Source organism: Nocardioides marmoraquaticus (assembly GCF_054777915.1).
In genome coordinates, this window is record NZ_BAAHAA010000028.1 from 1 (window position 1) to 22,211 (window position 22,211).

The 22,211-nt window shown below is 74.4% G+C and carries 23 protein-coding genes and 1 pseudogene; 6 read left to right on the forward strand and 18 right to left on the reverse strand.

Translation table 11 applies throughout. From position 1 onward, the window contains the following. Both ACYU8I_RS16645 and ACYU8I_RS16650 read right to left on the reverse strand, forming a co-directional pair. Nucleotides 1-506, reverse strand: a pseudogene (locus tag ACYU8I_RS16645) (hypothetical protein); the annotation flags it as partial. Next, nucleotides 506-1,201 carry a hypothetical protein gene (locus ACYU8I_RS16650; RefSeq protein ID WP_460842978.1) on the reverse strand — a complete coding sequence of 232 codons (696 nt, stop codon included), beginning with the start codon at nt 1,199-1,201 and terminating at the stop codon, nt 506-508. The pseudogene ACYU8I_RS16645 and the gene ACYU8I_RS16650, both read right to left, overlap by 1 nt. 83 nt (nt 1,202-1,284) lie before the next feature. Here ACYU8I_RS16650 and ACYU8I_RS16655 point away from each other — a divergent pair, with 83 nt between their 5' ends. After that, nucleotides 1,285-1,524, forward strand: a complete 240-nt coding sequence (locus tag ACYU8I_RS16655; protein WP_460842980.1) for a helix-turn-helix domain-containing protein — start codon at nt 1,285-1,287, stop codon at nt 1,522-1,524. Nucleotides 1,525-1,568: 44 nt separating this feature from the next. Here ACYU8I_RS16655 and ACYU8I_RS16660 read toward each other — a convergent pair whose 3' ends face one another. Beyond that, nucleotides 1,569-2,162, reverse strand: coding sequence for a hypothetical protein (locus tag ACYU8I_RS16660; RefSeq protein ID WP_460842982.1), 594 nt, complete (start codon nt 2,160-2,162; stop codon nt 1,569-1,571). 148 nt (nt 2,163-2,310) lie between these two features. Between ACYU8I_RS16660 and ACYU8I_RS16665 the strand changes: the two genes are divergently transcribed. Both ACYU8I_RS16665 and ACYU8I_RS16670 read left to right on the forward strand, forming a co-directional pair. Beyond that, nucleotides 2,311-2,892 (forward strand): LysM peptidoglycan-binding domain-containing protein, encoded by a 582-nt coding sequence (locus tag ACYU8I_RS16665; RefSeq protein ID WP_460842984.1) that lies wholly within the window; start codon nt 2,311-2,313, stop codon nt 2,890-2,892. Beyond that, nucleotides 2,889-3,449: an Rv3235 family protein gene (locus ACYU8I_RS16670; RefSeq protein WP_460842986.1), complete on the forward strand. Its 561-nt coding sequence runs from the start codon at nt 2,889-2,891 to the stop codon at nt 3,447-3,449. Before ACYU8I_RS16665 ends, ACYU8I_RS16670 begins: the two co-directional genes overlap by 4 nt. Nucleotides 3,450-3,475: 26 nt before the next feature. Here ACYU8I_RS16670 and secA read toward each other — a convergent pair whose 3' ends face one another. From secA to ACYU8I_RS16740, 14 genes are all read right to left on the reverse strand, one after another. Then, a complete protein-coding gene (secA, locus tag ACYU8I_RS16675) occupies nt 3,476-6,256 on the reverse strand; it encodes a preprotein translocase subunit SecA (RefSeq protein ID WP_460842988.1) in 2,781 nt (926 codons plus the stop codon). 113 nt (nt 6,257-6,369) lie between these two features. Continuing rightward, a complete protein-coding gene (locus tag ACYU8I_RS16680) occupies nt 6,370-7,002 on the reverse strand; it encodes a class I SAM-dependent methyltransferase (protein WP_460842990.1) in 633 nt (210 codons plus the stop codon). Nucleotides 7,003-7,006: 4 nt separating this feature from the next. Then, entirely contained in the window at nt 7,007-8,233 is a 1,227-nt protein-coding gene (locus tag ACYU8I_RS16685) for a winged helix-turn-helix domain-containing protein (RefSeq protein ID WP_460842992.1), read from the reverse strand. A 2-nt stretch (nt 8,234-8,235) separates the two neighbouring features. Continuing rightward, nucleotides 8,236-8,922 carry a response regulator gene (locus ACYU8I_RS16690; protein ID WP_460842994.1) on the reverse strand — a complete coding sequence of 229 codons (687 nt, stop codon included), beginning with the start codon at nt 8,920-8,922 and terminating at the stop codon, nt 8,236-8,238. 7 nt (nt 8,923-8,929) lie between these two features. Then, entirely contained in the window at nt 8,930-9,547 is a 618-nt protein-coding gene (hpf, locus tag ACYU8I_RS16695) for a ribosome hibernation-promoting factor, HPF/YfiA family (protein ID WP_460842997.1), read from the reverse strand. Nucleotides 9,548-9,673: 126 nt separating this feature from the next. After that, nucleotides 9,674-10,405 (reverse strand): ComF family protein, encoded by a 732-nt coding sequence (locus ACYU8I_RS16700; protein WP_460842999.1) that lies wholly within the window; start codon nt 10,403-10,405, stop codon nt 9,674-9,676. A 99-nt stretch (nt 10,406-10,504) separates the two neighbouring features. Further along, nucleotides 10,505-12,226 (reverse strand): LpqB family beta-propeller domain-containing protein, encoded by a 1,722-nt coding sequence (locus ACYU8I_RS16705; protein ID WP_460843002.1) that lies wholly within the window; start codon nt 12,224-12,226, stop codon nt 10,505-10,507. After that, on the reverse strand, nt 12,223-13,866 hold the full coding sequence (mtrB, locus tag ACYU8I_RS16710) for an MtrAB system histidine kinase MtrB (RefSeq protein ID WP_460843004.1): 1,644 nt from the start codon (nt 13,864-13,866) through the stop codon (nt 12,223-12,225). Before mtrB ends, ACYU8I_RS16705 begins: the two co-directional genes overlap by 4 nt. Continuing rightward, complete coding sequence (mtrA, locus tag ACYU8I_RS16715; RefSeq protein WP_460843006.1) at nt 13,844-14,563, reverse strand: MtrAB system response regulator MtrA; 720 nt, start codon at nt 14,561-14,563, stop codon at nt 13,844-13,846. The genes mtrB and mtrA overlap by 23 nt, the downstream gene beginning before the upstream one ends. 21 nt (nt 14,564-14,584) lie before the next feature. Further along, nucleotides 14,585-16,030, reverse strand: a complete 1,446-nt coding sequence (gene ahcY, locus ACYU8I_RS16720) for an adenosylhomocysteinase (protein WP_460843009.1) — start codon at nt 16,028-16,030, stop codon at nt 14,585-14,587. Nucleotides 16,031-16,205: 175 nt separating this feature from the next. Then, nucleotides 16,206-17,225 carry an SIS domain-containing protein gene (locus tag ACYU8I_RS16725; protein WP_460843011.1) on the reverse strand — a complete coding sequence of 340 codons (1,020 nt, stop codon included), beginning with the start codon at nt 17,223-17,225 and terminating at the stop codon, nt 16,206-16,208. Nucleotides 17,226-17,253: 28 nt separating this feature from the next. Beyond that, on the reverse strand, nt 17,254-17,424 hold the full coding sequence (locus tag ACYU8I_RS16730) for a Trm112 family protein (RefSeq protein ID WP_460843013.1): 171 nt from the start codon (nt 17,422-17,424) through the stop codon (nt 17,254-17,256). Between the two features lie 24 nt (nt 17,425-17,448). Continuing rightward, complete coding sequence (locus ACYU8I_RS16735) at nt 17,449-18,822, reverse strand: phosphomannomutase/phosphoglucomutase (protein WP_460843016.1); 1,374 nt, start codon at nt 18,820-18,822, stop codon at nt 17,449-17,451. 21 nt (nt 18,823-18,843) lie between these two features. Next, nucleotides 18,844-19,203, reverse strand: a complete 360-nt coding sequence (locus tag ACYU8I_RS16740; protein ID WP_460843018.1) for a DUF3499 domain-containing protein — start codon at nt 19,201-19,203, stop codon at nt 18,844-18,846. Between the two features lie 136 nt (nt 19,204-19,339). On the opposite strand from ACYU8I_RS16740, the gene ACYU8I_RS16745 reads away from it, so the two are divergent. Continuing rightward, entirely contained in the window at nt 19,340-19,690 is a 351-nt protein-coding gene (locus ACYU8I_RS16745; protein WP_460843021.1) for a metallopeptidase family protein, read from the forward strand. A 55-nt stretch (nt 19,691-19,745) separates the two neighbouring features. Here ACYU8I_RS16745 and ACYU8I_RS16750 read toward each other — a convergent pair whose 3' ends face one another. After that, nucleotides 19,746-20,003, reverse strand: coding sequence for a WhiB family transcriptional regulator (locus tag ACYU8I_RS16750; protein WP_460843060.1), 258 nt, complete (start codon nt 20,001-20,003; stop codon nt 19,746-19,748). A 242-nt stretch (nt 20,004-20,245) separates the two neighbouring features. Here ACYU8I_RS16750 and cofD point away from each other — a divergent pair, with 242 nt between their 5' ends. Beyond that, nucleotides 20,246-21,268: a 2-phospho-L-lactate transferase gene (gene cofD / locus ACYU8I_RS16755; RefSeq protein ID WP_460843023.1), complete on the forward strand. Its 1,023-nt coding sequence runs from the start codon at nt 20,246-20,248 to the stop codon at nt 21,266-21,268. After that, on the forward strand, nt 21,265-22,209 hold the full coding sequence (gene cofE / locus ACYU8I_RS16760; RefSeq protein ID WP_460843025.1) for a coenzyme F420-0:L-glutamate ligase: 945 nt from the start codon (nt 21,265-21,267) through the stop codon (nt 22,207-22,209). The genes cofD and cofE overlap by 4 nt, the downstream gene beginning before the upstream one ends. The last annotated feature ends 2 nt before the right edge of the window (nt 22,210-22,211 follow it).

Sequence of the window (22,211 nt, forward strand, 5' to 3'; positions counted from 1 at the left end):
GCCCGCAGCGCGGCGAGCGCGAGCGCGACCGTCGTGCGGCCCGGCGCCCCGGCCGGTCCGTGCACCGCGACGACGGAGCCGTCGGGCCCGCCGCCCACCGGCTCGGCGCCGGGTTCGGGCCCGGGGTCGACGACGAGCGCCTGCTCCCCGGCGGAGCGCACCGCGGTGGCCAGGTCGGCGAGGTCGTCGACGGGATGGGTGTGCACCACACCGATGCGTCCCATCACGCCCGGGTCACCCCCGACCGCCACGCAGCGGACGTCGGCGCGCAGCATCCGCACCACGGCGTCGGCGTCGAGGCCCGGGAGCTCGCCGCTGACGACCGCCACCCCCGCCTGACCCGTGGCCACCGTGCCGAGCAGGTCGGCCAGGTCGACGCAGCGCTTGACCACGACGACGCCCTCGCGGGGCAGCTCGCGCAGCGCCTCGGTCTCCCACGCGGCACCGCCCGCGGCGAGCAGCACGGGCAGCGGGTCGTGGTCCCGACCGCGGTCCACGGGTGCCATCAGCCCGTCCTCGCCACGACGACCCGGCCGGTCGCCAGCGCACCCAGCGCCGGGGCCAGCTCGTCGGCGCGGGCCTCGGGGACGCCCAGGATGACCTGCCGTGTCTGCGAGGGCGCCAGGCCGTCCTCGAGGCCCGGCACCGCCACGACCTCGACGTCGGTGAGGACCCGCTGCGCCTCGCCCTCGGCGGCGTCCTCGGCGCGCTGCCCGCCGGCAGCGGGGTCGGGGGTGACCCAGACGTCGACGACGGAGCCCTGCCGCACCGTGGCGGGCAGGTCGTCGAGGCCCACGCTGATCGGCACCTCCACCAGTGCCTCGTCGGGGGCGGCCGCGACGGCGCTGCGCGGCAGCAGGTCGCCGGCGGCCACCGGCCGGTCGACGCGGCTGCCGGGTGCGAGCGGTCGGGCTGCCGACAGGTACGCCGCCGCCGTCTCCGCGTCGGGGAACCGCACGTCGCGGCGCTCGAGGTCCTCCGGCGCGACCTCGGCGCCGGCCGGCAGCGCCTCCGCCGCGGCCCACACGGGCACGGTGTCGTCGGCTGCGGCCACGACCCGCGCTCCCGCCACCACCGCGGCGGCGACGAGGAGCAGGCCCAGCACCAGGCGGGGGTTGCGCCACCCGGGCCGTCGGCTGCGCCTCGCCTCGGGAGGCGCGCCGCCCTCGGTGGCCACGGGTCGGTCCAGCAGGCTGGTCATCGATGGTCCTTCCGTTCGGCTGTCCACAGGCACCCGGCCGCGACGCTTCGCACCCGGGACCGTCCGGTGGCACAGTGGGGCGCGTGGACGCGACCCCGCGGTTCTTGCAGCTCTCCGACGTCGCCGAGATCCTCAACATCTCGGCCGCCCAGGCCTACGCCCTGGTGCGCCGCGGCGACCTCAAGGGCATCAAGATCGGCGGCCGCGGGCAGTGGCGCGTCGAGTCGGCGCAGCTCGAGGCCTACATCGAGCGGATGTACTCCGAGGCCGACCAGTTCGTGCGCGACCACCCCTTCGTCGAGGGCAGCGCGCCGCTCGACTGAGACGCACCACGCCGGCCCTCTCACCGGCCCCCTCACCGGCGCCCTCACCGGGTCCACCTGACCGCGTCGATCGCCGCGACCGGCACCAGCAGGCCCGCCTCGCGCGACGAGCCGGGGGCGAGCTCGACGAAGTCGGCGCCGACGCGGACGACCCGACCCTCCAGCCGCTCGCCGTCGCCCAGGTGCACCGCGACAGGCCCCGTCGCCAGGTCGTCGGCCAGACGTCGCAGCAGCGAGCGCAGGGGCAGGGTGTCGGCGACCGAGCGGGTGCTGGGGTGCGCGGCCCGAGGGGCCGCCCCCGTCACCACGAGCACCGCAGGCAGCACGACCAGCCACCGCGTCGGCCCCGCGGCGAGGACGCACCACCCCGCACCCACCCGGGTGAGCCGACCGCGCGGCTGCTGACCGCCCCGCAGCCGCAGGGCGATCTCCCGTGAGCCGTCGCCGAGCGCGCCCCGCAGGCGCGCCTCGAGGTCGACGGCGGCGTACTCGCTCGCGGCGACGTCGGCCACCTCGCCCTCGCGCTCGGCCAGGTGCAGGCCTGCGGCCTGCTGCTCGAGGTCGTCGAAGAGGTGCAGCAGCCCGTCGTCCCAGCCGCCGTGCTCGGCCCTCGTGTCGCCGCGCTCGTTCTCGTGCATCCGGCACCCCCGTCCATCCCCGGTCTGCCCGGGCCCCCTCCACGACAAACCGCTCGTCCCTCCTCGTGGACACCGGCGTTGACAACTCGATGCAGACCGCGTTGTCGTAGGTAAACACAAGCAAACGCAACGATCAGAGGTCAACCGCATGTCAGCGATCCGCTTCGACACCGCCCTGGTCGGCGGGGCGCAGGTGGTCCTCGCCGTCGCCGGCGCGTGGGCGGTGCTCCTGCTCCTGGCCGCCGCCGTCGAGTCGGTCACGCGCGGCCGGGTGCGTGCCCTGGCACGCGTCGGCTGCCCGCCGGCGTGGCGGCCGGCGCTGCTGTGCGCCCTCGGGGTCCTGGTCTCGGTCGCCGGGGCGTCCGGCGGCGCCGCTCACGCGGCCCCGCGGGGCGTCGAGGGGCCAGACGTCGTGCCGGGCGCCGGGCTGCTCCCGGTCCCGACCCGTCCGCACGACCAGCGGCACGACCAGCCGCCCGACCAGCACGACTCCTCGCTCGGCGATGCACCGGCGGTCGTCGTGGTCGCCCCCGGCGACTCGCTGTGGGCGATCGCCCGCGCCCGGCTCGGCGCCGCCGCCCCAGCCGCGCAGGTGCAGGCCCTGACCGTCGCGCTGCACCACGCCAACCGGGTCCAGATCGGACCCGACCCCGACCTGCTCCACCCAGGCCAACAGCTGCGACTGCCGGCCGACCCCGCCACGACTCCCCGAGAGGACCGCCTGCCATGACCGTCACCGCCCTGCGACCCCCCGCCCGTCCGGCACCGGCGGTCCCCCTCGCCAGCGTGCAGGGCACGCTCGCGCTCGACCTGCGCCAGCCGTGGGAGGCCCCGCCGCCCCGACCGGTCTCCGCCCCGGCGGGCTGCCCGGAGCCCGACGACGACCGCGACGAGGTCACCGCGACGGTCGTCGCGCCACGGGGCCGGGGCGCCGACCTCGACGAGGTCGCCCAGGGGTTCGCCCGCGCCCTCGTCGAGGTGATCGGCGGCGACCGCGGCGCGGGCCAGGTGCTGCGGTGGGTGAGTCCGGAGGTCTACGACCAGCTGCTCGTGCGCGCCGACCTGCTCACGCGCACCGTGCCCGACGACCGACGCGTACGTCGCCTCCGCTCACGGCTGGCCGGCGTGCGCGTCTCGTGCCCTGCGCCCGGCGTCGCCGAGCTCAGCATCCACCTGCGACGCGGCGAGCGCTCCCACGCCGTCGCCGCCCGGCTCGAGCACCGCGTGCAACGCCGGCGAGGCCGCCTCGGGGCGGCCTGGATGTGCGTCGCCCTCGAGATCGGCTGACCCCGCCCCGAACGGCCGAGCGCTGCTCAGCCGCCGGCGCGGGTGACCTGGCCGGTGGGCCCGCCGGGAGCGCCGTGGCACTTCTTGTACTTCTTGCCGGAGCCGCAGGGGCACTCGTCGTTGCGGCCGGCGGCGGCGTACGGCGACGGCGCGGCGCTGCCCTCGGTGTGCACCTCGACCTCGCCGTCCTCGCTGGGCGCGGAGTAGCTGAGCTGCTGGGGCTCCTGCGTCTCGCCGATGCCCTTGGCCCGCACGTGGTGGTGCTCGGCGTGGTGCTCGGCGGCCTCGTCGTCGTCGGCGACGTCGTCGGCGTCGTCGACCTGCTGGATCTCCACGTTGAACAGGAAGCCGACGGTCTCCTCGCGGATGCCCTCCTTCATGGCGTTGAACATGTCGTAGCCCTCGCGCTGGTACTCGACCAGCGGGTCGCGCTGGGAGTAGGCGCGCAGGCCGATGCCCTCGCGGAGGTAGTCCATCTCGTAGAGGTGCTCGCGCCACTTGCGGTCGAGCACCGAGAGCAGCACCTGGCGCTCGAGGTCGCGCATGTTCTCCGCGCCGACCTGCGTCTCGCGGGCGTCGTAGGCCTTCTGCGCGTCGGCCTGCAGGTCGGCGACGAGCGTGTGCCGGTCGAGGCCGTCACGGCCGCCGGCCTCGCGCTCGAGCTCCGCCGCCTTGAGGCTGATCGGGTAGATCTGGCCCAGGGCGGTCCACAGGGCGTCGAGGTCCCACTCCTCGGGGAAGCCCTCGGTCGCGGCGAGCACGTAGGTCTCGACCGCGCCGTCGATCATCTCGCGGACCTGCTCGGTGAGGTCGTGGCCCTCGAGCACCGCGCGACGCTCGGCGTAGATGACCTCGCGCTGGCGGCTCATCACGTCGTCGTACTTGAGCACGTTCTTGCGCGACTCGAAGTTCTGCGACTCGACCTGGCCCTGGGCCGACTGGATCGACTTGGTGACCGACTTGTTCTCGATCGGCACGTCGTCGGGCACCTTGAGCGCGAGCAGCACCCGCTCCACCCAGTCGGACTTGAACAGCCGCATCAGGTCGTCGCCGAGCGAGAGGTAGAACCGCGACTCGCCGGGGTCGCCCTGACGGCCCGAGCGGCCACGCAGCTGGTTGTCGATGCGCCGCGACTCGTGGCGCTCGGTGCCGAGCACGTAGAGACCACCGAGGTCGGCGACCTCGTCGTGGTCGGCCTTGACCTGGGCGGAGACGCGCTCGACGGTCGCGGGCCAGGCGGCCTCGTAGTCCTCGGCGTGCTCGACGGGGTCGAGCCCCTTCGTGCGCAGCTCCTGGTCGGCGAGGAACTCCACCGACCCGCCGAGCATGATGTCGGTGCCACGGCCGGCCATGTTGGTGGCAACGGTGACCGCGCCCTTGTGACCGGCGACGGCGACGACCTTGGCCTCGTCGGCGTGCTGCTTGGCGTTGAGCACGGCGTGCGGGATGCCGCGCTTCTTCAGCAGGCCGGAGAGCAGCTCGGACTTCTCGACCGAGGTGGTGCCGACGAGCACGGGCTGGCCGGTCCGGTGGCGCTCGGCGATGTCCTCGACGACGGCCGTGAACTTCGCCTCCTCGGTGCGGTAGACGAGGTCCTTCTGGTCGACGCGCGCCAGCGGCTTGTTGGTGCGGATCGGCACCACGCCGAGCCTGTAGATCTTGTCGAACTCCGACGCCTCGGTCATGGCCGTGCCGGTCATGCCGGAGAGCTTGTCGTAGAGGCGGAAGTAGTTCTGCAGCGTGATCGTGGCGAGGGTCTGGTATTCCTCGCGGACGGTCACGCCCTCCTTGGCCTCGATCGCCTGGTGCAGGCCGTCGTTGTAGCGGCGGCCCGACAGGATGCGGCCGGTGTGCTCGTCGACGATGAGCACCTCGTCGTTGAGGACGACGTACTCCTTGTCGTTGCGGAACAGCTCCTTGGCCTTGATGGAGTTGTTGAGGAAGGAGATGAGCGGGGTGTTGGCCGACTCGTAGAGGTTCTCGATGCCGAGGTAGTCCTCGACCTTGGTGATGCCCGGGCCGAGGATCGAGATGGTGCGCTTCTTCTCGTCGACCTCGTAGTCGGCGTCCTTGTGGAGCGTGCGCGCGACCTTGGCGAACTCGGCGTACCACGCCACCTCGTCCTGGGTGGGGCCGGAGATGATCAACGGGGTGCGGGCCTCGTCGATGAGGATCGAGTCGACCTCGTCGACGATGGCGAAGTTGTGGCCCCGCTGCACGCAGTTGGCGAGCGAGGTCGCCATGTTGTCGCGCAGGTAGTCGAAGCCCAGCTCGTTGTTGGTGGCGTAGGTGATGTCGCACAGGTAGGCCTCGCGGCGCGCGTCGGGACGCATGTCGGGGGTGATCACGCCGACGGTGAGGCCGAGGAAGGAGTGCACCCGGCCCATCCACTCGGCGTGGTACTTGGCGAGGTAGTCGTTGACCGTGACGACGTGGACGCCCTTGCCCGAGAGCGCGTTGAGGTACGACGGCAGGGTCGCGACCAGCGTCTTGCCCTCACCGGTCTTCATCTCGGCGATGTTGCCGAGGTGCAGCGCCGCGCCGCCCATGACCTGCACGTCGTAGGGGCGCTGTCCGAGCACGCGGTGCGCCGCCTCGCGCACCGCCGCGAACGCCTCCGGCATCAGGTCGTCGAGCGTCTCGCCGTCGGCCAGGCGGGCCTTGAGCTCGGCGGTGACGCCCTTGAGCTCCTCGTCGGTCATCGAGGTGAAGTCGTCCTCGATGGCGTTGACGGCCTTGGCGATGCCCTCGAGCTGGCGCAGGATCTTGCCCTCGCCGATGCGCAGGACCTTGTCGATGAGCGACACGCGGACTACTCCCCTGGTGCGTCTGACGGTGCGGCCCCGACCGGGCCGCCGTCCACTGTAACGGGCGGGCACCGCCGGAGGTGCCCGAGTGCGCGGGCCTGCTGAGGGCGCGGCTAGCCCCGGTCGGGGACGGCTCGTCCGCGGGCGATCGGCGAGGAGAGGCCACGGGTGCCGGGCGGGAAGGTGCTGCGGCGCAGCTCGTGCACCGTCCACCCGGCCGCCTCGAACGCGGCCACGGTGTCGCGGCCCGCGTGGCACCCGCCCAGCAGGCGGGAGCGGACCGGGTCGGTGGCACGCTGCAGCCGGCGCCGCCAGCCCGGCTCGGGGTCGGCGACATGCTCGAGGAAGCGGACCTCGCCGCCCGGCCGCAGCACCCGGCGCGCCTCGGCCAGCGCCGGCCCGACCGGGAGCGTGCACAGCACCAGGCAGAACACGACGGCGTCGGCCTCGCCGTCGCCGAGCGGCAGTCGCGCGGCGTCGCCGTCGACCACCTCGAGACGCGGGTCGTCGAGCTCGGCGGCACGGGCGAGGGCCTGGCGGCGCAGGTGGGGCTCGGGCTCGACGGCGACCACGCGGCTGACGGCGTCGGGGTGGAGCGCGAGGTTGGCCCCCTCGCCCGCCCCCACCTCGACGACGGTCCCGGTCAGGCCGGCGAGCACCTCGCTCCGCAGCTCGTCGAACCCCATGCGCTGCAGCGAGGGCACCACGAGGTGGTCGTAGACCCGGGCGAAGACGGGGTGGCCCACGACCTCAGCCCCCCGCCGCGAGCTCGTGCGCGAGCGGCTCGGCGAGGTCGCCGCGCGGCGCCACGACGACGTCGTCGAGCCCCAGCCAGCCCGCCAGCGACCGCAGCTCGGCGGCCAGCTCGTGTGCCGTCTCGCCCGGCGCACCCGGTTCGGCGTACGCGCCGGGCACGAGCAGCCGGCGCCCGGCGCGGTCGGCCTTGAGGTCGACCCGGCCGACCACCCGGTCGCCCAGCAGGAAGGGCAGCACGTAGTAGCCGTGGACCCGCTGTGGTGCCGGCACGTAGATCTCGATGCGGTAGCGGAAGTCGAAGAGGTGCTCGGTGCGCTCGCGCTCCCAGACCACCGGGTCGAACGGGCTCAGCAGCGCTCGGGCGCCCACCCGCCGGGGCCGCGCGGCGTCGCGGTGCACCCAGGCCTCGCGGTCCCACCCCTCGACGCGGGCCGGCAGCAGCTCGCCCTCGGCGACGAGTCGGTCGACGGCGGCGCGGGCGGCCCGCTGGCCCTGGCCCCTGACCATCTGCAGGCGGTAGTAGTCGGTCAGGCAGCGCAAGGTGGCCACGCCGTGGCTGCGGGCGGCGCGTCGTACGAGCTCGACCGTGGCGTCGGCCTCGGTCATCGGCGGAGCGGCCAGGACCTCCGCCGGCAGCACCCGCTCGGGGAGGTCGTAGACGGGCTCGAAGTGCTGGTTGCGCCCCGCGATGGCGAGGTCGCCGACGGTGTAGAGGTAGTCGAGGGCCTTGCGCGACTCCGACCAGTTCCAGCCCCAGTGCTCCTTGGCCCTGGGAGCCCCGTCGTCGAGGTCGCGGGCCGTCGAGGCGCCCCGCTCGCGCACCTCGGCCAGCACGCGGTCGGCCAGGCCGGCGTTGGTGCCGAGCCAGGTGTGCCAGCGCGGGCTGCGCCGGTAGCCCTCCATGCGAGGCCGCATGACGGGCCACAGCTCGACCGGCATCAACGCCTGCACGTGCGCCCAGTACTCCACGAGCCGGCGCGGTCGGCGCTCGGCGGCGCGCCGCAGCAGGTCGGTGTCGTAGGGACCCATCCGTGACCACAGCGGCATGAAGTGCGCGCGCTGGAGCACGTTGACCGAGTCGACCTGCAGCACGCCCGTGCGCTGCACGGTGCGCACCAGCGTGCGCATGGTCGGCACCGCGTGGCGGCGGTCGGCGAAGCCCTGGGCCGCCAGCGCGACCCGGCGCGCCTGCGGACGGCTCAGGCGCACGACCTCCGACATGCTCAGGGGATGTCGAGCAGCTTCTCGCGCACGGCGTACATCACGGCCTCCATGCGCGAGTGCAGCTGGAGCTTCTCGAGGATGTTGCGCACGTGGTTCTTGACGGTGTTCTCGCTGATGAAGAGCTGGCGGGCGGCGTCGCGGTTGTTCATGCCCCGCGCGACCAGCCGCAGCACCTCGAGCTCACGCTCGGTCAGCCGGGGCGTCGGCACCTGCTCGCGCTCGGCGCGCGACATCTCCTTGAACTCGTCGATGAGCTTCACGGCCATCGACGGGCTGATCAACGACTGGCCCTCGGCGACGACGCGCACTGCCTGCGCCACCTCCTCGATGGAGGAGTCCTTGAGCAGGTAGCCCGAGGCGCCGCTCTTGACCGACTCGTAGAGGTCGCCCTCCTCGTCGCTGACGGTGAGCATGATGATCTTGACGCTGGGGACCAGCTCCTTGATCTTCACGCACGCCTGCAGGCCCGAGCGCTTCGGCATGCGCACGTCGAGCAGCACGACGTCGGGCACGGTGGAGACGACGAGGTCGGTGGCGCTGATGCCGTCGCCGGCCTCGCCCACGACCTCGATGCCGGGCTCGACGCCCAGGAGCATGGTCATGCCGCGTCGGAACAGCTCCTGGTCGTCGACCACGACCACGCGCACGGGCTCGGCCTCTGGCTCAGCAGCCCCCGAGTCGCCCATGCGCTCACTATGTCACGTCGAGGGAGATCACTCCGTAGTCGTAGCCGCGGCGTCGGTAGACGACCGAGGGCTGGCGCGACTCGTGGTCGACGAAGAGGTAGAAGTCGTGCCCGACCAGCTCCATCTCGTAGAGCGCCTGCTCGAGCGTCATCGGGGTGGCCGCGTGGGTCTTCTCGCGCACCACGAGCGGCCCGTCGCCGGTCACGGTCACCGAGCCGACCTTGCGCTCGGCGGGCGCCTCGGCCCGGTCGTCGGCGTCGGCCTCCGGCGGCAGCGCCCGAGCCATCGCGTGGCCGAGCGACTCCGGGGAGCGCTGACCGCGGTGCACCTTGCGGCGGTCGGCGGCGCGGCGCATCTGCGCGGCCATCTTGTCGAGCGCGAGGTCGAGCGCGGCCATCTTGTCCTCGGCGTTGGCCTCGGCCCGCACGATCGGGCCCTTGGAGCGGGCGGTCAGCTCGATGCGCACCGTGCGCTCGGGCTCGCGAGGGCGGGCCTCCTTGGCCAGCACCACGTCGACGCGGATGATGCGGTGGTCGTGCTTCTCGAGGCGGGTGAGCTTCTCGCCCACGTGCTCTCGGAACCGCTCCGACACCTCGCAGTTGCGACTGCTGACCGTGACGTCCACCTGTGACCTCCTGCCCTCAGGCCCGGCCGACGCATCGGCCGAGGCCTGCTAGTCGGTTTGTCCGGGGCAGAGCGGACGCCCCGTGACGGGGTCGCAGCCGCTCTGCGCGATCTCCATGTGCCGACGTTAGTGGGACGGGTCAACCGCGGGAAGGCCCGGACGGGTCATCGGCACCCGCCGTCGGGTGGCTGCGACGACGGCGATCCCCCGCACCGGCACGCCGCCGACCTCGAGCGCGCGCTGCGCCTCGCGGGCGGTCGCGCCCGTCGTCAGCACGTCGTCGACGACCACCACGACCACCCGCCGGCCGGCCGCGGCACGCGCCAGCCGGTCGCGCCGCCCCGGGTGCAGCACCAGCGAACCCTCGCGGTTGCGGCGCCGACCAGCGAGGTCGAGCCCGGCCTGGTCGACCACGGCGGTGCGCTGCCGGAGCAGGCCCACGACCCGCACCGGCCCCGCGACGTTCCCCAGGCGCCTCGCGGCGCTGCCCGCCAGCCGGGCGAGCGGGTCGTGGCCGCGCGCGCGGACCACCGCCGGGCTGCTGGGGACCGGCACGAGCACGGTCGGGACCCCGGGCAGCAGCGACGGGACCACGGCGGCGGCGAGCACGCCGCCGAGCGGGCCGCGCAGGTCGTGCACCGCGTGCTCCTTGTGCGCCAGCAGCAGCGCGCGCAGCGTCGCGGCGTACTCCCCCGCCGCCCAGCAGGGCGCCAGGCCGGGCGGGGACGGGTCGGGCGCCACGGGGACGGCCGCGTCCGGCAGCGACGCCGCGCACCCGCGGCACAGCGACCGCCCGGGCCGACCGCAGCCGGCGCAGCAACCCCCGTGGAGCAGGTCCAGCCAGGCGTCGCGCAGCACGCGCCCACGCTGGCCGCTCCCGCGGCTCCGCGCCAGGGGGTCGCGGCCGCCTGTGGACGACGGCCCGACGCGGCCCCCGGAGCCACAGGCCCACGAGGACTACGGGGCGAACGTCGCGCTCGTCACCTGCGTCTGCGCCCGGCCCCAGGTGCCCTGGGTCTCGAGCTGGTAGAGGTCACCCGAGTCGGTCAGCAACCCGAGGGGCGTGCCGGAGCTCGATGACACCACCAGGGCGTCGGCCTCGCCACGGAACACGGCGTCCTCCAGGGTGGCGCGCCCGAGCGGCGAGCCGTCGACCGTGAGGAAGTCGACCCGGCTGGTGCCCGCCCCCGGGCGGGTCAGCAGCGCCAGCGTCGAGGGGTCGCGCCACCCCACGTCGACCACGTCGCCGCCCGCGCCCAGCCGCAGCACCTCGGTGCCGGCCGTGCCGGACACCGTGCCCTCCTCGCCGCGGGTGACGCCGACCACCACGGCAGCCTCGGGCCCGCCGCCGGCGTACGACGCCGCCAGCCGGCTGCCGTCGCGGGCGACGCTCAGCGCGCTCACGTCGCGCCCCGTCACCCCCGGCACGTCGAGCTCGCGCACCCGGTCGCCCTCGACCAGCAGCACCCGCGCACCGGAGGAGGTGCGGTCGAGCACCCACAGCCCGCCGAACATGTCGTACGACGGCCGCGCGAGGTCGGTGCCGGTGAGCACCTGCACGGGGTCGCCGTCGTCGAGCACCAGCGGTGAGCGCAGCAGCCGGGTGCCGCCGTCGGTGACGCCGGCGACCTGGGCGGGGTCGTCACCCACGGCCAGGCTGCGGGGCGAGAAACCGCCCTCGCCGAGCCGACCTGCGAGGTCGCGCGCGGCACCGGAGCGGAGCCGCACCAGGCGGTCCTGGCGCACGGCGAGCAGGGCGGCGTCGGGCGGACCGGCCGCGTCGAGCGCCTCGGCGCGGGTGACCGGGACGTCGATCACGCCGCCCGGCAGGGGCACCGGGGCGTCGCCCACGGACATCCGTACCCGCTGCACGCCGGGCACCTGGCCGAGGGTCCACGCCAGCTGGTCGGCCGCGCGCCGCAGCCCCGCGGGCGAGGCACGGAGCAGCTCGCGGGTCAGCGGCACCTCGGCCACCCCGCCCTCGGTGACGACCACCGACAGCTCCAGCCCCGTGCCGCGCGGGAAGGCCGAGCGGCTGACCGGCGCCAGCGTGGGTCCTGGCCCGGCCAGCAGGCCGCGCACGAGGTTGGTGGCCGACTGCTCGCCCCGCGGGACGAACACGGGGTCGGGCAGCAGCACCTGGTCGGTCTGGTCGAAGAAGTAGAGCTCGGTGCGGTCGAAGGTGCGCTCGAAGAACGAGGCCGGCACGACCAGCACGGGAGGCGGGTTGTCGATGCGCCACTGACCGTTCTCGGAGACCAGGCTGAGGTCGACGACCTCGGCACGTCCGGGGCGCCCGCCCCGCCACCCGCCGCGGGCGTCGAGACGACGCGCGTCGGCCAGGCGCACCCGGACGCCCCCGCTCGAGGGCAGCACGGTGAACGCCTCGTAGACGATGGTGCCCCGGTTGGGCTGCCAGCTCGAGCGCACCCGCTCGGAGAGGAACTGCCGGGCGACCCGCGTCGAGAGCGGGTTGGCCTGCTGGGCGGTGAGGAAGCCCGAGACGATCGACGACGGCGAGCCGTCGGTGGCCGGACCCGGCGGGCTGAAGTACGGCGCCTGCTCCGACCCGGCCGCGTCCGCTACCTCCTCGTGCCGCACCGGTCCCGACACCGGCAGCTGGGCGCACCCGGCGAGCAGCCCGAGCACCGCCGCGAGCGCGACGAGGGCGCGGCTCACCGGATCACCGCGCCCGGGTCGGCGCTGCTGCGGGGTCGGATGCGGAGGTCCTCCGGCACGAGCGGGAGCGGGCTGTGGGTGAGCCGGTCGCCGGCACGGCGCGGCAGCGTGAGCCGGAACTGGGCGCCGCCGCCGGGCGTGCCCCAGGCCTGCAGCCACCCGCCGTGGAGCCGCGCGTCCTCGAGCGCGATCGCGAGCCCCAGGCCCGTGCCGCCGGTGGTGCGGGCACGGGCGGGGTCGGCGCGCCAGAACCGGTTGAAGACCATCGCCGACTGCCCGGGCTGGAGCCCGACGCCGTGGTCGCGCACGGTGAGGGCGCTGCCCTGCTCGCTGCTGGCCAGGCGGATCACCACGCCCTCCTCGTCGGCGTGGTCGATGGCGTTGGTGACGAGGTTGCGCACGATCCGCTCGAGCCGGCGGGGGTCGGCCTCCACGAGGTAGGCACCGGTGTCGGCGACGCGCACCGCGACACCGCGCTGCCGCGCCATCGGCGCGGTGCTGGTGACCACGCGGTGCACCACGTCGGCGAGGTTGACGTCCTCGAGCTCCAGCACCGCCGCGCCGGCGTCGAACCGGCTGATCTCCAGCAGGTCAGCGAGCAGGTTCTCGAAGCGGTCGAGCTCGGTCTGCAGCAGCTCGGCGGCGCGCGCCGTCACCGGGTCGAAGTCGCCGCGGGCGTCGTGCAGCACGTCGCCCGCCATGCGCACGGTCGTCAGGGGGGTGCGGAGCTCGTGGGAGACGTCGGAGACGAAGGTGCGCTGCACCCGGGAGAGGTCGGTCAGCTTGCGGATCTGCGACTGCAACGCCTCGGCCATCTGGTTGAACGACCCCGCCAGGCGGGCGATGTCGTCCTCGCCGGCCACCTGCATCCGCTCCTCGAGCCGACCGGAGGCGATCCGCTCCGCGACCCGTCGGGCGAGCCGCACCGGTGTGATCACCTGCCGGGTCACCAGCAGCGCCACCCCGGCCACCAGCACCAGCAGCAGCGCACCGGCCGTGACCAGCACGCTGCGCAGGAGCAGCAGCGTCCGCTGCTCCTCGCCCATCGGGAAGAGGTAGTAGAGCGCGTAGGTGCCGCCGTCGGACGGCAGCACCACCGTGGAGCCCACGGCGACGCCCGGCTGGTCGGACGGCGCGTCGGAGCCGGCGTACCCGACCTCGGTGAAGGTCCAGTCGAGCCCGCCCCGGCCCTCGACCGCGGCCTCGCGCAGGTCGTCGGGCACGCTCGCGGGATCGACGAGCGGGGTGGTGCGTACGCCCGCCGAGCGGGCACCCTCGCCCACCGGGCCCTCGACGACGACCTCGAAGCCCTTGGCGTCGCCCCGGGCGACGAGGGTCTCGACGAGGAGCCGCAGCTGGGTCTCGGGGTCGGTGTCGGTGCCGCCCGCCGAGCCGAGCCGCTCGCGCACGATGGCGGTCTCGCTGCGGGCCTCGGCCAGCGCGGCGTCGACGCGCCCCTGCACCAGGCCGTCGGCGAGCTGGCGCATCACCAGCCAGCCGACGGAGCCCACCACGAGGGCGCTGAGCACCACGATGGTGACGACGACGCGCGTGCGCAGCGAGCGGCGCCAGAAGCCGACGGCGCGCCCGCCCAGGTGCGCCGCGTGCCGGGCCAGGTCAGCCGGCCGCGGCGGCGTCATCGGTGACCCCGGCCTTGTAGCCGACGCCCCGGACGGTCACCACGATCGTGGGGTTCTCCGGGTCGGCCTCGATCTTGGCCCGCAGCCGCTGCACGTGGACGTTGACCAGCCGGGTGTCGGCGGCGTGGCGGTAGCCCCAGACCTGCTCGAGCAGCACCTCGCGGGTGAAGACCTTGCGCGGGCTCTGCGCCAGGCAGGCCAGCAGGTCGAACTCGAGCGGCGTCAGGGCGATCGGCTCGCCCTCGCGCGTGACCTCGTGGCCGGCGACGTCGATGAGCAGGTCGCCGATGCGCAGCTCCTCGGGAGCCGGGAGCTCCGAGCGGCGCACACGAGCCCGGATGCGGGCGATGAGCTCCTTGGGCTTGAAGGGCTTCGCGACGTAGTCGTCGGCCCCCGACTCCAGCCCCTCGACGACGTCGACGGTGTCGCTGCGCGCGGTGAGCATGACGATCGGCACGCCCGACTCCGCACGGATCAGCCGGCACACGTCGACGCCGTCGAGGCCCGGCAGCATCAGGTCGAGCAGGACGACGTCGGGGCGGAAGGAGCGGAACTCGGGCAGGGCCTGGTCACCGTGGTTGACCACGTGGCACTCGAAGCCCTCGTTGCGCAGCACGAGCGTGAGCATCTCCGCGAGCGCGACGTCGTCGTCGACGACGAGCACCCGTGGTCGCTCCCCGACCTCCTGCTGCACCACGCCCGGTCCCGCTCCTCTCGCTCAGTACCGGTAGGCGTCGGTCTTGTAGGGCCCCTCGACGGGCAGCCCGAGGTACGCCGCCTGGTCCTCGCTCAGCGTGGTGAGGTTGACGCCGAGGCTCTTGAGGTGCAGCCGGGCGACCTCCTCGTCGAGGTGCTTGGGCAGCACGTAGACGCCGGTGGGGTACTGCTCGGTCTTGGTGAACAGCTCGATCTGCGCCAGCACCTGGTTGGTGAAGGAGTTCGACATCACGAACGACGGGTGGCCGGTCGCGTTGCCGAGGTTCATCAGCCGGCCCTCGGAGAGCACGATGATCGCCTTGCTCTGGCCGTCGGCACCCTCGGGGAAGGTCCACAGGTCGACCTGGGGCTTGATGTTGGTGCGGGTGGCGACACCCTCGGCCTCGAGGCCCGCCATGTCGATCTCGTTGTCGAAGTGGCCGATGTTGGCGACGATCGCGTTGTGCTTCATCGACCGCATGTGGTCGAGCGTGACCACGTCGCGGTTGCCGGTGGCGGTGACGACGATGTCGGCCTGCGCCAGGGCGTTCTCGAGGGTGTCGACCTGGTAGCCGTCCATCGCGGCCTGGAGCGCGCAGATGGGGTCGATCTCGGTGACGATGACGCGGGCGCCCTGGCCGCGCAGCGACTCCGCGGAGCCCTTGCCGACGTCGCCGTAGCCGCAGACGACCGCGACCTTGCCGCCGATGAGCACGTCGGTGGCGCGGTTGATGCCGTCGACCAGCGAGTGGCGGCAGCCGTACTTGTTGTCGAACTTGCTCTTGGTGACCGAGTCGTTGACGTTGATGGCCGGGAAGAGCAGCTTGCCGTCGCGCATCATCTCGTAGAGACGGTGCACGCCGGTGGTGGTCTCCTCGGTGACGCCCTTGACCGAGTTGGCGATCGGCGTCCAGTGGTCGGCGTCCTTCTCGAGCTGCGCGACCAGGGCCTCGAAGATGATCCGCTGCTCGGTCGAGGTGGCGGTGGCCGGGTCGGGCGCCTCGCCGGTCTTCTCGGCCTGCACGCCGAGGTGCAGCAGCAGGGTGGCGTCGCCACCGTCGTCGAGGATCATGTTGGGCAGCTCGCCGGCGGGCCAGTCGAGGATCTGCTGGGTGCACTCCCAGTACTCCTGCAGGCTCTCGCCCTTCCAGGCGAAGACGGGGACGCCCTTCGGGTCCTCGGGGGTGCCCTCGGGGCCGACGACGACCGCGGCTGCGGCGTGGTCCTGCGTGGAGAAGATGTTGCACGACGCCCAGCGCACGTCGGCGCCGAGCTCGACCAGGGTCTCGATGAGCACCGCGGTCTGGATCGTCATGTGCAGCGAGCCCGCGATCCGGGCGCCGGCGAGCGGCTTGTCGGCGCCGTAGCGCTCGCGCATCGCCATCAGGCCGGGCATCTCGACCTCGGCCAGCTTGATCTCGTTGCGGCCGTAGTCGGCCAGGGACAGGTCGGCAACCTGGAAGTCCATGCAGCATCCTCGTCAGATCTCGAGGGCGTCGCGTGACGCCCGCAAAGGGTGGTGGGTTCGGGGGCAGCGCGCCGTCGTGGGAGGCCGTCTGCCCGCGTCAGACCACGATCTCGTGCGAAAGGCGCGTCGCCACTGTAGTCGACGCATGCCACCCGGCCCGAATCGCTGAGCAGGCTCAGGCACCGAGGCCGACCTGCAGGTACGCCGCGGCGTACGTGCCCGTGGACAGCAGCGCGGCGTAGCGGGCCACCTCGGTCGGAGCCTCGGCCGAGATCCGCTCGACGCGGACGCCGCGGTCGCGCGCCACGCGGGCCAGGTGCGAGGCGGTCGCCTCGCAGACGGGGTCGTCGGTCTCGTCCTCGAGCAGCACCAACGAGGGCCGCTCCTGGGGCTCGCCGCTGGCGTAGGGGTCGGCGAAGACGTCGGCCGGCGCGGTGGCCTCGAGCACGGCGAGGACCTGGTCGGCGTCGCCCGCGATCGCGTTGCGGCCGGTCGCCCGACGCACGGACTCGGCGACCCGGCGGGCGGCGCGCGCGGCGAGCACCGTGCCGCCCCAGAACACCGGGTTGGTCTCGGCGATGCCGATGGCGAGGATCTTGGCGGGGTTCACCGCCATGTCGTGGTGGGGGCTGCACGAGACCGCGACGGCGTCGAGGGCGTCGGCGACCACGTCGGGGTCGGTGCGCGGGCCGAGGTGCAGCCGGTCGAGCAGGTCGAGCACCGAGACGGCGACGGCGAGCTGGTCGCCGGTCGCGCTCGGCAGGACGGTGGTGTGGCGCCCGGCGGCGTGCTGGGCCACCAGCGACTCCGCCGGCGCGGCCACCACGGTGGGGCAACCCCGACGACCGGCCTCGGCCACCGCGGCGGCCGACGACTGGTCGTCGCCGTGCGGCGCGAGCACGACCACGAGGTCGAGGCTGCCCGCCCACCCGGGCAGGCCCCGGCCGGGCCAGGCGACGAACGGGACCGGGCAGACCGGCTCGAGCACCGCCCGCAGCAGCCGCGAGTCGGGGCCGGCGGCCAGCACGGCACGCGGCTGCCAGTCGGCGAGCCGATCAGCTGCGGCCTCGAGCGCCTCGGCGACGGCGACCGTTTCGCGGCGCACCCGGGCGCCGCTCTCGGCGAGGTGGCGCAGCCGGGCGTCGGCGCGCGCCAGCGCCGACGGGTCGTCGAGCAGGCCGTCCTCGAAGCTCATGGTCGGGAGGTCTCCGGGTCTCGTGCGCTCAGGCCGGCTGGCGCGCCTCGGTGACCAGCAGCACCGGGATGTCGTCGCGGACGGGGTAGGCCCGGCCGCAGGCCGCGCACACGAGCTCCTCGGCCTGCTCGTCGACCGCCAGGGCACCGTGGCACGCCGGGCAGCAGACCAGGTCGAGCAGTCGGGGGTCGAGGTTCATGCTGGCCTCCTGGCCGGTCGGGGGTCAGGCCCGTCGGATCACGGCGAGCACGTCGTCGCGGACCCGCTCCATGGTGGCGGCGTCGCGGCCCTCGGCGTTGAGCCGCAGCAGCGGCTCGGTGTTCGACGCCCGCACATTGAACCACCAGTCGTCGTGGGTGACCGTGAGCCCGTCGAGGCGGTCGACCTCCACCCCGTCGCGGTGGCCCCAGGTGTCCTCGAGCTCGGCGACCACCGCCGCCTGGTCGGCGACCTCGGAGTTGATCTCGCCGCTGGCGACGTGGCGCGCCCACGGCGCGAGCACCGAAGACAGCGGGACCTCCGACTCGGCCAGCGCTGCCAGCGCGTGCAGCGCCGCGAGCATGCCGGAGTCGGCCCGCCAGAAGTCGCGGAAGTAGAAGTGCCCGGAGTGCTCGCCGCCGAAGACCGCACCCGTGCGGGCCATCTCGGCCTTGATGAAGGAGTGGCCGACCCGGGTGCGCACCGGGGTGCCGCCCTGCTCCACGACGATCTCGGGCACCGCCCGGGAGGTGATGACGTTGTGGATGATGGTGGCGCCGGGCTCCTTGGCCAGCTCGCGCGCCGCGATCAGCGCCGTCAACGTGCTGGGGCTGACGAGCTCGGCCCGCTCGTCGACGAGGAAGCAGCGGTCGGCGTCACCGTCGAAGGCCAGGCCGATGTCGGCCCCGTGCTTGGTGACGGCCGCCTGCAGGTCGACCAGCGTGGTCGGGTCGATCGGGTTGGCCTCGTGGTTCGGGAAGGTGCCGTCGAGCTCGTGGTAGAGCGGCACGACGTCGAGGTCGAGCCGCCCCAGCACGGCCGGCGAGGTGAGGCCCGCCATGCCGTTGCCGGCGTCGACGACGACCCTGAGCCGACGCCCGCGCACGGGCGCCAGCGAGACCAGGTGCGCGGCGTAGTCGTCGAGCACGTCGCGCTCGTCGACGCGACCGGGAGTCTCGGCGACGTACGCCTCCCCCGCGGCGACGCGGTCACGGATGTCGAGCAGGCCGGTCTCGGCCCCGATCGGGGCCGCACCCGCGCGGCACAGCTTGATGCCGTTGTACGCCGCCGGGTTGTGGCTGGCGGTGAACATCGCGCCGGCACGGTCGAGCCGCCCCGCCGCGAAGTAGAGCTGGTCGGTGCTGGCGAGGCCGATGAGCGTGACGTCGGCCCCCGCCTCGGCCGCCCCCTCCGCGAACGCGCGCGCCATGCCGGGCGACGACGGGCGCATGTCGTGGCCGACCACGACCTCGGGGGCAGCGGTGACGACGGCGAAGGCGTTGCCGACGGCGTGCGCGAGGGTCTCGTCGACCTGGTCGCCGACCAGGCCCCTCACGTCGTAGGCCTTGAAGACCTGCTGCAGGTTGGCGACGTCGGTGGTGCGGCTCGGCGTGCTCACGGTCGTGAGCCTAGAAGAGCCTCAGCCGTCGTGGCGCAGCGACTGCAGGTGGCCGCGGCGCACGCCCGGTCGCACCGTGACGGGCGGCTCGGGGGCCGGGGCCACGACGCGCGGCGCCGCCGCCTCGCGCACGGCGTCGGCCAGGGCGAGCAGGTCGTCGGAGGTCGGCCCGGACCGGTCGTCGACCGCAAGCCGCATCACCTCCCAGCCGCGCGGCGCCGAGAGGCGCTGGGCGTGGGCGTCGCACAGGTCGTAGGCGTGCGGCTCGGCGAACGTCGCGAGCGGGCCCACGACCGCGGTGGAGTCGGCGTAGACGTAGGTGAGCGTCGTCGTGGCCGGCGCGGAGCACGCGGTGCGCGAGCAGCGACGGGAGAGTGGCACGGCCGCGACGCTACCCGCTGCCGGACCCCGCGGGTCGTAGGCTCGCCCGGTGCAGCACGGCGTGGATGGACCTCCCTCGGCCCCGCGACGCGACCGCCGGGGCCGCGGGGCCCGGGGGCCGGCGTACGGCCGGCGGGTGCCCGCGGCGCGGACGCGACGCGAGCGCTTCGACCGGCTGGCGCTCGACGTGCTCGACGACCTCGCCGACCGGGGTCCCGAGGTGCTCGGCGCCGTGGAGCTGGCCGTCGAGGAGTGCCCCGTGGTGCCACCGACGTGGGGCGCCCCGCGCGTGCCGCTGGCCACGATGGTGCCCTCGACCCCCACCGCTGCGCCGCGGCTCGTGCTCTTCCGCCGACCGCTGGAGCAGCGCGCCGACGACGCCGGCGACCTCGCGGCCCTGGTGCTGACCGTGGTCGTCGAGCAGCTCGCCGACTACCTCGGTCTCCCCGGGGAGGACCTGCACCCCGACTACGAGCCACCGGACTGACGCACCGCGGGGGCCGCCACCCCCGCCGCGCACCGCGCCCGGCGGCTCGCGGTCGTCAGACCGCGCGCTTCTTCAGCTTGCGCCGCTCGCGCTCGGAGAGCCCGCCCCAGATGCCGAAGCGCTCGTCGTTGCCCAGGGCGTACTCCAGGCACTCCTGACGCACCTCGCAGGTGAGGCAGACCTTCTTGGCCTCGCGGGTGGACCCGCCCTTCTCCGGGAAGAACGCCTCGGGGTCGGTCTGCGCGCACAAGCCGCGCTCCTGCCACCCCAGGCCCTCGTCGCCGTCGTTCTCCAACACGTACAGCTCGTGCATCGCCATGTGTTCGCCCTCTCGACCCTGCGATCCTGACGGACCGCGTGTGAACCACACTGCTGTGATTACATGCCTGTCGTGCACGGCCCGTCAAGCCGAACGGTGGTATTGGGGAGGGCTGGTACACACTGTGGTCCATGTCCGAGCCGGAGACCGACGCGACGTCCCCTTCGTCCCAGACGTCCCACGATCGCCTTGACTGGCGAGCCGCGTGGGAGGAGGTCGGGGGTCCTCCGCGCACCGTGACCGTGCTCAGCGGCGGGGTCGGAGGGGCCCGGTTCCTCACCGGTCTGCTCCGGCTGGTGCGCGACACGCCGGGCTGGGAGCCCGAGGTCACCGTCGTCGCCAACACCGCCGACGACATCTGGCTGCACGGGCTCAAGGTCTGCCCCGACCTCGACACCGTGATGTACACGCTCGGTGGCGGCCATGACGAGGAGCGCGGCTGGGGCCGCCTCGACGAGACCTGGCACGCCAAGGAGGAGCTCGCGGCGTACGGCGTGGAGCCCACCTGGTTCGGCCTGGGTGACCGTGACCTCGCGACCCACCTGGTGCGCACCCAGATGCTCGAGGCGGGCTACCCGCTCTCCCAGGTGACCGAGGCGCTGTGCCGGCGCTGGCAGCCCGGCGTCCGGCTGGTGCCGATGAGCGACGACCGGGTGGAGACCCACGTCGTGGTCGACGACCCCGAGACCGGCGAGCGCCGAGCCGTGCACTTCCAGGAGTACTGGGTGCGCCACCACGCCGAGGTCACCGCGCACGCCGTCGCGGCCGTGGGCCTCGAGGACGCGGTGCCGGCGCCCGGCGTGCTCGCGGCGGTCGGCGAGAGCGACCTCGTGCTGGTGCCGCCGTCGAACCCCGTGGTGTCCCTCGGTCCGGTCCTCGGCGTCAAGGGCGTGCGCGCCGCGCTGGCGGCCGCGCGCGGACCCGTGGTCGGGGTCTCGGGCATCGTCGGGGGCGACCACGTGCGCGGCATGGCCCGCCAGCTCCTCCCCCTGGTCGGCGTCGAGGTCTCGGCGGCGGCGGTGGCCGCCCACTACGGCGCCCGGGGTCGGCGGACCCGCGACGACGCCCTGGGCTTCCTCGACGGGTGGCTGGTCGACACCGTCGACGCCGCGGCGGTGGAGCCGCTCGCGTCGCAGGGCGTGAGCGCCCGCGCGGTGCCGCTGTGGATGACCGACCCCGGCACGACGGCGACGATGGCGGCCGAGGCGCTCGACCTCGCCGGCCGGCAGCACCCCGCGCGCACGACCGGCGGCCGGTGAGCGGCCGCCTCGAGGCGTGGCCGGTCGAGGGCGTGGGCGAGGTCGTCGAGGGCACCGACTTGGCCGACCTGCTCACCGGGACCGACCTGCGCGACGGCGACGTGGTGCTCGTGACCTCGAAGGTCGTCGCCAAGGCCGAGGGTCAGGTGCTCGCCCTCGACCGCGACGCCGCCGTGGCGCGCGAGACCGTGCGGGTGGTGGCGCGGCGCGGCGGCACCCGCGTGGTGGAGAACCACCTCGGCCTGGTCATGGCGGCCGGCGGTGTCGACTCCTCCAACGTGGCCCCCGGTTACGTCGTGCTGCTCCCCCGCGACCCGGACGCCTCGGCACGCCGGCTGCGTGAGGACCTCCTCGCGCGGCGCGGGGTCGACGTGGCCGTGGTGGTGACCGACACCGTGGGCCGCGCGTGGCGGCACGGCCAGACCGACCTCGCCCTCGGCGCGGCCGGCATCGACCCCGTCGGGGCGGTGCCCGACACGGACGCCTACGGGAACCCCCTGGTGGTGACCGCTCCGGCGCTGGTCGACGAGCTCGCCGGGCTGGCCGAGCTCGTCACCGGGAAGACCGGCGGACGGCCGCTCAGCGTCGTGCGGGGCCTCGGCGACCGGCTGCGTCCCCCGGGTGACCACGGGCCGGGGGCCCGGGCGCTCGTGCGCCCGCGCGAGCTCGACATGTTCGCCCTCGGGGCGCGGGAGGCGGTGCTCGCCGCCCTCGCGGACGACGCCGCTGACTGCTTCGGCAGCGCGGCGCCGGCGGACGAGGTCGTCGCGCACCTCGCGGCGCTCGGGCACCGTGCCCGCGTCGTCGGCACCGAGGTGGAGGTCGGCGTCGACGACGCCGTCGCGCGAGAACGCGTCCGCCTCGCGGCCCACGCCCTGTCCTGGCGGGTCGTGGCGCGCAGCCACGGCGAGGTGCTCGGGCTGGCGCCGCGCGGGGTCTGAAC

Coding starts and splice junctions, on each gene's coding strand:
- ACYU8I_RS16650 (WP_460842978.1), bottom strand. CDS start 1,201: ATGACCAGCCTGCTGGACCGACCCGTGGCCACCGAGGGCGGCGCGCCT.
- ACYU8I_RS16660 (WP_460842982.1), bottom strand. CDS start 2,162: ATGCACGAGAACGAGCGCGGCGACACGAGGGCCGAGCACGGCGGCTGG.
- ACYU8I_RS16665 (WP_460842984.1), top strand. CDS start 2,311: ATGTCAGCGATCCGCTTCGACACCGCCCTGGTCGGCGGGGCGCAGGTG.
- ACYU8I_RS16670 (WP_460842986.1), top strand. CDS start 2,889: ATGACCGTCACCGCCCTGCGACCCCCCGCCCGTCCGGCACCGGCGGTC.
- ACYU8I_RS16685 (WP_460842992.1), bottom strand. CDS start 8,233: ATGTCGGAGGTCGTGCGCCTGAGCCGTCCGCAGGCGCGCCGGGTCGCG.
- ACYU8I_RS16690 (WP_460842994.1), bottom strand. CDS start 8,922: ATGGGCGACTCGGGGGCTGCTGAGCCAGAGGCCGAGCCCGTGCGCGTG.
- mtrB (WP_460843004.1), bottom strand. CDS start 13,866: ATGACGCCGCCGCGGCCGGCTGACCTGGCCCGGCACGCGGCGCACCTG.
- ahcY (WP_460843009.1), bottom strand. CDS start 16,030: ATGGACTTCCAGGTTGCCGACCTGTCCCTGGCCGACTACGGCCGCAAC.
- ACYU8I_RS16725 (WP_460843011.1), bottom strand. CDS start 17,225: ATGAGCTTCGAGGACGGCCTGCTCGACGACCCGTCGGCGCTGGCGCGC.
- ACYU8I_RS16730 (WP_460843013.1), bottom strand. CDS start 17,424: ATGAACCTCGACCCCCGACTGCTCGACCTGGTCTGCTGCCCGGCGTGC.
- ACYU8I_RS16750 (WP_460843060.1), bottom strand. CDS start 20,003: ATGCACGAGCTGTACGTGTTGGAGAACGACGGCGACGAGGGCCTGGGG.